The sequence below is a fragment of the Bacillus sp. JJ864 genome, assembly GCF_036963045.1.
GTDB classification, from domain to species: domain Bacteria; phylum Bacillota; class Bacilli; order Bacillales; family Bacillaceae_G; genus Bacillus_A; species Bacillus_A pseudomycoides_C.
In genome coordinates this window covers 1-6,349 of the sequence record NZ_JBALLY010000231.1, presented here as the reverse complement: position 1 = coordinate 6,349, position 6,349 = coordinate 1, and the positions used below count along the sequence as shown (strand labels likewise).

8 protein-coding genes and 1 pseudogene are annotated in these 6,349 nt (G+C 32.2%); 1 reads left to right on the top strand and 8 read right to left on the bottom strand.

Annotated elements, in window-relative coordinates:
- Positions 1–7 precede the first annotated feature (7 nt).
- The 6 genes and pseudogenes from V7024_RS23735 to mtnN all read right to left on the bottom strand — a co-directional run bounded on the left by V7024_RS23735 (position 8) and on the right by mtnN (position 4,413).
- Positions 8–618 (bottom strand): annotated as a pseudogene (locus V7024_RS23735) (NAD(P)-dependent oxidoreductase).
- 209 nt (positions 619–827) lie between these two features.
- A complete protein-coding gene (murB, locus tag V7024_RS23730; protein ID WP_335524511.1) occupies positions 828–1,748 on the bottom strand; it encodes a UDP-N-acetylmuramate dehydrogenase in 921 nt (306 codons plus the stop codon).
- A gap of 190 nt (positions 1,749–1,938) precedes the next feature.
- Positions 1,939–2,454 carry a DUF6933 domain-containing protein gene (locus V7024_RS23725; RefSeq protein WP_335524510.1) on the bottom strand — a complete coding sequence of 172 codons (516 nt, stop codon included), beginning with the start codon at positions 2,452–2,454 and terminating at the stop codon, positions 1,939–1,941.
- Positions 2,455–2,558: 104 nt separating this feature from the next.
- Complete coding sequence (locus V7024_RS23720; RefSeq protein WP_335524508.1) at positions 2,559–3,143, bottom strand: GrpB family protein; 585 nt, start codon at positions 3,141–3,143, stop codon at positions 2,559–2,561.
- Positions 3,144–3,240: 97 nt separating this feature from the next.
- The gene (locus V7024_RS23715) at positions 3,241–3,639 is read right to left on the bottom strand and encodes a DUF3221 domain-containing protein (RefSeq protein ID WP_335524506.1); all 399 of its coding nucleotides are present in this window, start codon (positions 3,637–3,639) and stop codon (positions 3,241–3,243) included.
- A 69-nt stretch (positions 3,640–3,708) separates the two neighbouring features.
- Positions 3,709–4,413, bottom strand: coding sequence for a 5'-methylthioadenosine/S-adenosylhomocysteine nucleosidase (gene mtnN / locus V7024_RS23710; RefSeq protein ID WP_335524504.1), 705 nt, complete (start codon positions 4,411–4,413; stop codon positions 3,709–3,711).
- Between the two features lie 279 nt (positions 4,414–4,692).
- Here mtnN and V7024_RS23705 point away from each other — a divergent pair, with 279 nt between their 5' ends.
- Positions 4,693–5,229 carry a PhzF family phenazine biosynthesis protein gene (locus V7024_RS23705; RefSeq protein WP_335524501.1) on the top strand — a complete coding sequence of 179 codons (537 nt, stop codon included), beginning with the start codon at positions 4,693–4,695 and terminating at the stop codon, positions 5,227–5,229.
- Here V7024_RS23705 and V7024_RS23700 read toward each other — a convergent pair.
- Positions 5,222–5,995, bottom strand: a complete 774-nt coding sequence (locus V7024_RS23700) for an aminoglycoside phosphotransferase family protein (protein WP_335524500.1) — start codon at positions 5,993–5,995, stop codon at positions 5,222–5,224. The genes V7024_RS23705 and V7024_RS23700 overlap by 8 nt on opposite strands.
- A 31-nt stretch (positions 5,996–6,026) precedes the next feature.
- Positions 6,027–6,212, bottom strand: a complete 186-nt coding sequence (locus V7024_RS23695; RefSeq protein WP_335524498.1) for a hypothetical protein — start codon at positions 6,210–6,212, stop codon at positions 6,027–6,029.
- Between the last annotated feature and the right edge of the window lie 137 nt (positions 6,213–6,349).

Below are 6,349 nucleotides of genomic sequence, written 5' to 3'. Positions count from 1 at the left end.
GTTGTAATTATATATATAAAGGATTTGAAATTTGCTTAATAAGAAACTCAGCAATATCCCCATTATTAATCTTCATACCTGGCATATCAATTAAACTCTCTTTTATACTACCAGTAGCAACTCCTTCCACTACAAATGGTAAACGGACAAATGTCCAATCGAGATTATTTTTTAACAACAAATCTAATTCTTTGTACTTATCTTTCATCATATTTGGAAAAAGAATTCGAAACATCCTTGCTCCCATTTTATTAAGGAAGCTTTTATGATCTCCTTGTACATCGACTGATCCACCCGACACCACAATATATCTTAAAATATGTAATTCGTTCATTACAGTAAGAATATTCTCGGTTGCATTGCAAAAATAAAGGACTCTTTCTTCGGTTTACCTAGCGTACTTATTACTGTATGACAACTCGCTAATAAAGCCCGAATCGCTTCTATATCTCTCGCATCACCTTTTACTATCTCGAGACGTTCATAAAATGCCTTAAATTGTTTTGGATTTCTCGTCAGAACTCGTACTTGATAACCTGCTTCTATTGCTTTTTCTACAATGTACCGTCCTGCTTTCCCAGCTCCACCAATTACTGCGATTTTATTTTGCTGTTGCAAACACATCAATCCCCTTTTTGTTATAAATAATCTATTGTATATAAAGAAAAGAGATATACATTCATATCTCTCTTCTTGCTCCTCTGTAGCTAGTTATCCCAATTAAAACTGTCCATTTTGTTCAAACTTCTTACGTACTTTTTTAGTATATAACTAGCCTTTTTGTATATTTCACACATTAACACTAACATCTCAAGTGTTTCTTACTATTAAGACTTTAATTCTTCTCCAATTATCTTTACTTCTGTTTCTAATTCTACGTTAAATTTAGATTTTACCGTTTCTTGCACATATCTGATAAGTTTTACATAATCACTCGCTGTACCTTCACCTACATTCACCATAAATCCAGCATGCTTAGTAGACACTTGGACACCACCTATTTGTTTACCTTGCAACCCACTATCTTGAATTAACTTACCAGCAAACATACCTAGAGGACGTTTAAAAACACTTCCACAAGAAGGATATTCTAATGGCTGTTTTGATTCACGTAAAAATGTCAATTCATCCATTTGTTCTTTGATTTTATTGTAATCTCCTTCTTGTAAAGCAAATGTCGCTTCTAACACAAGATATCCTTCTCTGGAAATGGAACTGTTTCTGTATTCTAATTGTAAATCATCTTTATTTAAATTAAGAATTTCGCCATCTCTAGTTAAAACTAACACACTTTCAATTACATTTGATACTTCGCCACCATATGCTCCTGCATTCATGTATACTGCTCCGCCAACTGTTCCTGGAATGCCACAAGCAAATTCTAATCCAGTTAGATGATTTTCAAGTGCAAATCTAGAAGTATCAATAATAGTTGCTCCGCTTTGAACAATGACCTTATTATCTTTTAATAAAATATCAGTTAACTTGGTTAAATTCAGAACAATCCCTCTTATGCCGCCATCCCTAATAATTATATTTGAACCATTACCTAAAATAGTAAATTCGATATTATTTTGATTTGCATATTTTACTACATCTTGTACCTCTTGATACGTAGTAGGTAAAACAAAATAATCTGCATTTCCACCCGTTTTAGTGAAAGTGTATCGTTTTAACGGTTCATCTTTTTTTACTTTATTATCATCTAATATATTCAATAAATCGTTGTATACTTTATCCATTTCCATAACCTCTTTACCTAGAATCTTTCTTATCCATTATAATGCATTTCATTTCAAAAAGACTAAAGTGTTATTTTTAAAAAGATTCAAACAATAATTCCCGGTTTGGAAAGGACTAACTTCTTTGTGAAAATAACCAATTATTGCAATGGATTCTTCCTCTATTCACTATTTTAAATTAATTGGATAACTACTATCACTTTATCTCTACAAGTGCCTCCCTCATCATTTCAACTGGATACTTCGGTAACTTCAGCATAATTTGCTGGTTCAGCCATTGATTCATTGCCGCTAAATCTATAAACTCTTGTTTCTTTTCTACTAACTCACGATAAAAATAATGATCTACAGCGAAAATAGACTCATTCAATTGTGAAAGAATACTACGATTATTTGTCGCCGCATATTGCACAATTGAATCCTGATTTAAGTATCGTTCAATTATTTCAGGATCAACGCCGTCTAATAATAAATTTGTTATTAAATTCTTCTGAAATACAAGATCTAAGTTTTGTAAGTCTTTCTTTAATACCCCATAAATAACAAAGTGATATCTTGTAGCGTTATTCATAATCATTACACATTTTTTTCGGCCAATCTTAAAAAGATGTGCATGCCAACAATATAGCGGATTGAAATCAGCAGTATCTACTTTTTGAACTTTTATTTTCATTTCATCAGCTAATTTTTTTGTACATTGGATAAGTTGCATATACTCCTCATTCTTTCTTTTAATTGATAACTGAGTTTTCATCCATATTCTACGAAAAAAACAGTAACTTTGGAATACAATTTGAGCAAAAACACCTCACAACATTAGTTCTGATTGTATTTATTTTCAAATTCCATTTTTGCAATTTTAGTATATTTGTTAACAAATTCTGTTTTTGCTTTCGTATATCCGTCTCTGTCATGTTCATATTTATCTATTAAACTCATTTTCAAGTTACCATATTCTTTGGCAACATCTTTATGTAGTTGTAAAAAATCTCTAAAATACAATTCATTCCAATTCCCCATATACCTAACATGAAGATGAAATACTTTTTCAGCAAATCCTCTCTCTGTATAACCTTTCATAAACATCATATGAGGCGCTGGTTTTTGTGGTTGCTTTTCTAAGATATATCCGTTTTTTTCTAGTGCATTCACTAAAAATTTCAAATTACAGTCTTCTGTTATTTCAAGTAATATATCTATCGTTGGTTTTGCTAATAATCCGTTAACAGAAGTACTTCCTATGTGATGTATTCGTTCAATATATTGATTACCGATTATATTGTTAAACAGTTTTTCTTCTTGCAAATACCAATCTTTCCATATTGGATTATGTTCTTTCAATATTATTGGAAACAGTTCCCACAATTCTTCAAGTGACATTTCTGATAAACTCTTAGCCACAATAGACTCCTCCATTTTACTAAGTAAACCGTTTTATCAAACTTTATTTCAAAGCTACATCTGTATTCTCAAATATTGAGTAAAACATTTCTCGCTTTTAATCCTGAATTTTTTCCAGCCTTGTAACCCGTATCTTCGCAGGGTAAGATTCAAGTATTTCACTACATTCTATTCTAACTTTGTCTCCTGTTCGTATTTCCTTTTCTATATTTGGATTATTAAAGTGTAAAATAGCGTCAGCAGGAATTCTACTTTTGAATCTTTCTTCTAAATTTTTTCTGTCGTAATCATCTTTTATGTGTTTCTCTTCAATGAAATACACAGTATCTCCCTTAAGTAAAATATAGCCATCAATACTATTAGAAACCGCATTATTATCTATTTTCATTGTAGATTTTTTAAATTCATTACTTGTATTTGCTTTCCATATTAAAGCAACCATGAAAATCATTACAAAAAATCCAATTATACCAGCTATTTTTGTACCGTTTTTCATCTTCATCACCTAAAATACCTTTTCTAAAAAAGCTATTTACAAACTGTTGGAATACCAGAAGTGAAATCTCTACACTTTCATTTCTTTTGAAACATGCAGTAAAAATGCAACTATATATTCACATGCTTTCTCACAAGCTAACATTTTAAACACTTTTTGTTCTTCTACTGTTTTATCATTCGCTTGATCTGAAGCGGCTTTTAAGCAAAGAAATGGTTTGTCATTCACATAACAAACGTAAGAAAATGCCGCAATTTCCTGATCTACCGCAAGCGCTCCGTATACTGTCTGAAGTAATTCTCTCGTTTCTGAACTACGAATACGCTGGTCACCTGAAACAACTGTACCATAATGAGAGGGATAAACGAATTGCAACTTTTTCATTTCTTTAATCAACTGTTTTGAAGGATGAATACTCGCTGCTCTTCCTGTATATAAATCAAACGGATCCGTTCCCATTCCTGCCCCTGTTACATCATGTTGCATAACCTTAGTTGCGACAACAATATCACCGTTTTTCACCTTATTTGATAAACTTCCACAAATTCCTGTCATAAATAGCTCTTCTGGTTGGAATTCACTAATAAGAAGCTGAACACAACTTGCACATTGTACTTTTCCGACTCCAGTTATAACAGAAATCAATTCAACACCGTTCAGATTATGAAAATGAAATTCCCAAGCTGCTCGTTTTTCTTTCTTATAGCTTGGGTAATATTTATGTAAATATGTAAGCTCTGGCTCCCATGCCGCCACAATAGCAATTCGCTTCATAGATCGAGGTCCTTTCCTACTATTTTTCCTTAAAAATAGTTAACAATAATATAATTATGTATTTTTTTAATATCATAATGTAACTTTTTCACTTTATGTGTATCTCGTTTTTCATAGAGACTAATGATATTCACAATCATTTACTTCGCTTTTTGTAATCAATAACCTTCTTTTTCCTTTTCAACATGACCTACTTCGCAAAAAAAGACCATCAAATTAGAAATTAGTTTATATTAAAATTAGTGTTTGCACACTAATTTTTGGAGGTGTTGAAGTAAATTGGAAAAAGAATTCATGGTAATTAATAGCTTCTCTGGTGAAAATTTAATTGGAAATCCCGCTGCTGTTTTTTGGGATCCCAGCGGTTTAGAAAATCATACTTTACAAAACATCGCTAAGCAGATAAATCTTGTGGAGACAGTATTTGTCTATCCTTCTTCCAATGCAGATTATCTATTTCGTTATTTTACTCCTCATAAAGAGGTATCGCTTGCTGGGCATCCAACGATAGCAGCATGTATCGCGTTAGTGAATGCCAAGAAAATTGATCCTAATAAAAAAAATACATATCAAATTGAAACACAAAATGGACTACGTGAAGTTGTTATTGAAATCGCTAAAAATCAAGCTCTTGTAAAAATGAAACAAAGTTCTCCTAGATTCATTTCACCATTAATAAGTAAAAACATAATCGCCAATACTTTTGGAATTCATGAAGCAGACATTGCTTCCAACCTACCAATTCAAACGATTGATTTGGGCGTAAAAATATTTAGTAATAGCAGTAAATTCTTTAAGAACTTTAATGTCAGTTAAGCGTGATGTTCAATTGTTGCACACGATTTGCTAATATCTGCTTGGGATTTGTTTTATTGAATAAATGATTTCTTAAATACGCAATTGTTTCATATTCTGCTTCGCTACTAACTCCTTTTGGATCAATTGCAAGCCAATTCTCCTTTCCCATACATAACACGTTGTCATGATGTAAATCACCATGAAGCAAAAGCGGTTTGGAAATTGTTTTAATTAATTGCGGAAAGAAATCTTCTGCTTTTTCGACAAGGTCTTTTGGTAAAGGCCCTGTACCACCGTCAAAATGCAGTCGTAAACCTTGCAATCCACTTGCCCATTTTTCAATAGAAGGGAATCTATACTGAGTAGGCACAGGTTTCCAAAGTTTTTTCATCGTTTGTCCTATAATAGTCGTTGCTTGTTCTTCATTTTCCATATGGGCAAGTGACATGCCTGATTTTATATATTCTAATAGTAAGAATCCATAGTCAGCATCTGAATCAAGTAGCGTCACCACTCCTTCTCCTTGAAAATAACGAAGCGCTTCTATTTCATTGTTCAATTCCTCGCAAGGGACACCGAGTTTTAATACCACTTCTTGTCCATTTTCCTTTCGAGCTAAACTAACATAGTTATAAGAAAGATTCGGGAACGTTTGAATGACTTGTAACGATAATTTATCTTCCAGTTCTTGAATCGTACTTGGAAGATTTTCAATCCATTGCTGTCCTTGTTCTCCGTGAACATCTTGGATAGTTGTTTTGAAAGATGAAGGAATGCATAACATTGTTTACTCAACTCCTAGTTTCTCTTTTAGATCAAAATAAGCATCCTGTAACCATGGATGAACAACTTTTAGATTCTCTCTTCGCAATTCTCTTTGCTTCATTCGCGACTCTAACAGAGTGCTCATATGTGTGAAGTTTATTATATTGTTCTAGCATATGTTGAATGTCTAGCTCCCAATTTCCTGTTAGAGAAATGGAATTTATCATTTGGTTCATTCTCTACTCCCCCTAAAAAATTGCTTATAGTTTCTTACTTTTTTATTCTAGAAATATAAAATTTATCCTTTTTATTACGTTACATGAAATTTTAAAAAGGAGATTATATAAAGTCTCATACACACTAACAAATGTAT

What these genes read in the sequence shown, in the direction of transcription:
- V7024_RS23700 (WP_335524500.1), bottom strand. Translation starts at nt 5,995, where the DNA reads ATGTTATGCATTCCTTCATCTTTCAAAACAACTATCCAAGATGTTCAC.
- mtnN (WP_335524504.1), bottom strand. Translation starts at nt 4,413, where the DNA reads ATGAAGCGAATTGCTATTGTGGCGGCATGGGAGCCAGAGCTTACATAT.
- V7024_RS23725 (WP_335524510.1), bottom strand. Translation starts at nt 2,454, where the DNA reads ATGCAACTTATCCAATGTACAAAAAAATTAGCTGATGAAATGAAAATA.
- murB (WP_335524511.1), bottom strand. Translation starts at nt 1,748, where the DNA reads ATGGAAATGGATAAAGTATACAACGATTTATTGAATATATTAGATGAT.
- V7024_RS23715 (WP_335524506.1), bottom strand. Translation starts at nt 3,639, where the DNA reads ATGAAAAACGGTACAAAAATAGCTGGTATAATTGGATTTTTTGTAATG.
- V7024_RS23695 (WP_335524498.1), bottom strand. Translation starts at nt 6,212, where the DNA reads ATGAACCAAATGATAAATTCCATTTCTCTAACAGGAAATTGGGAGCTA.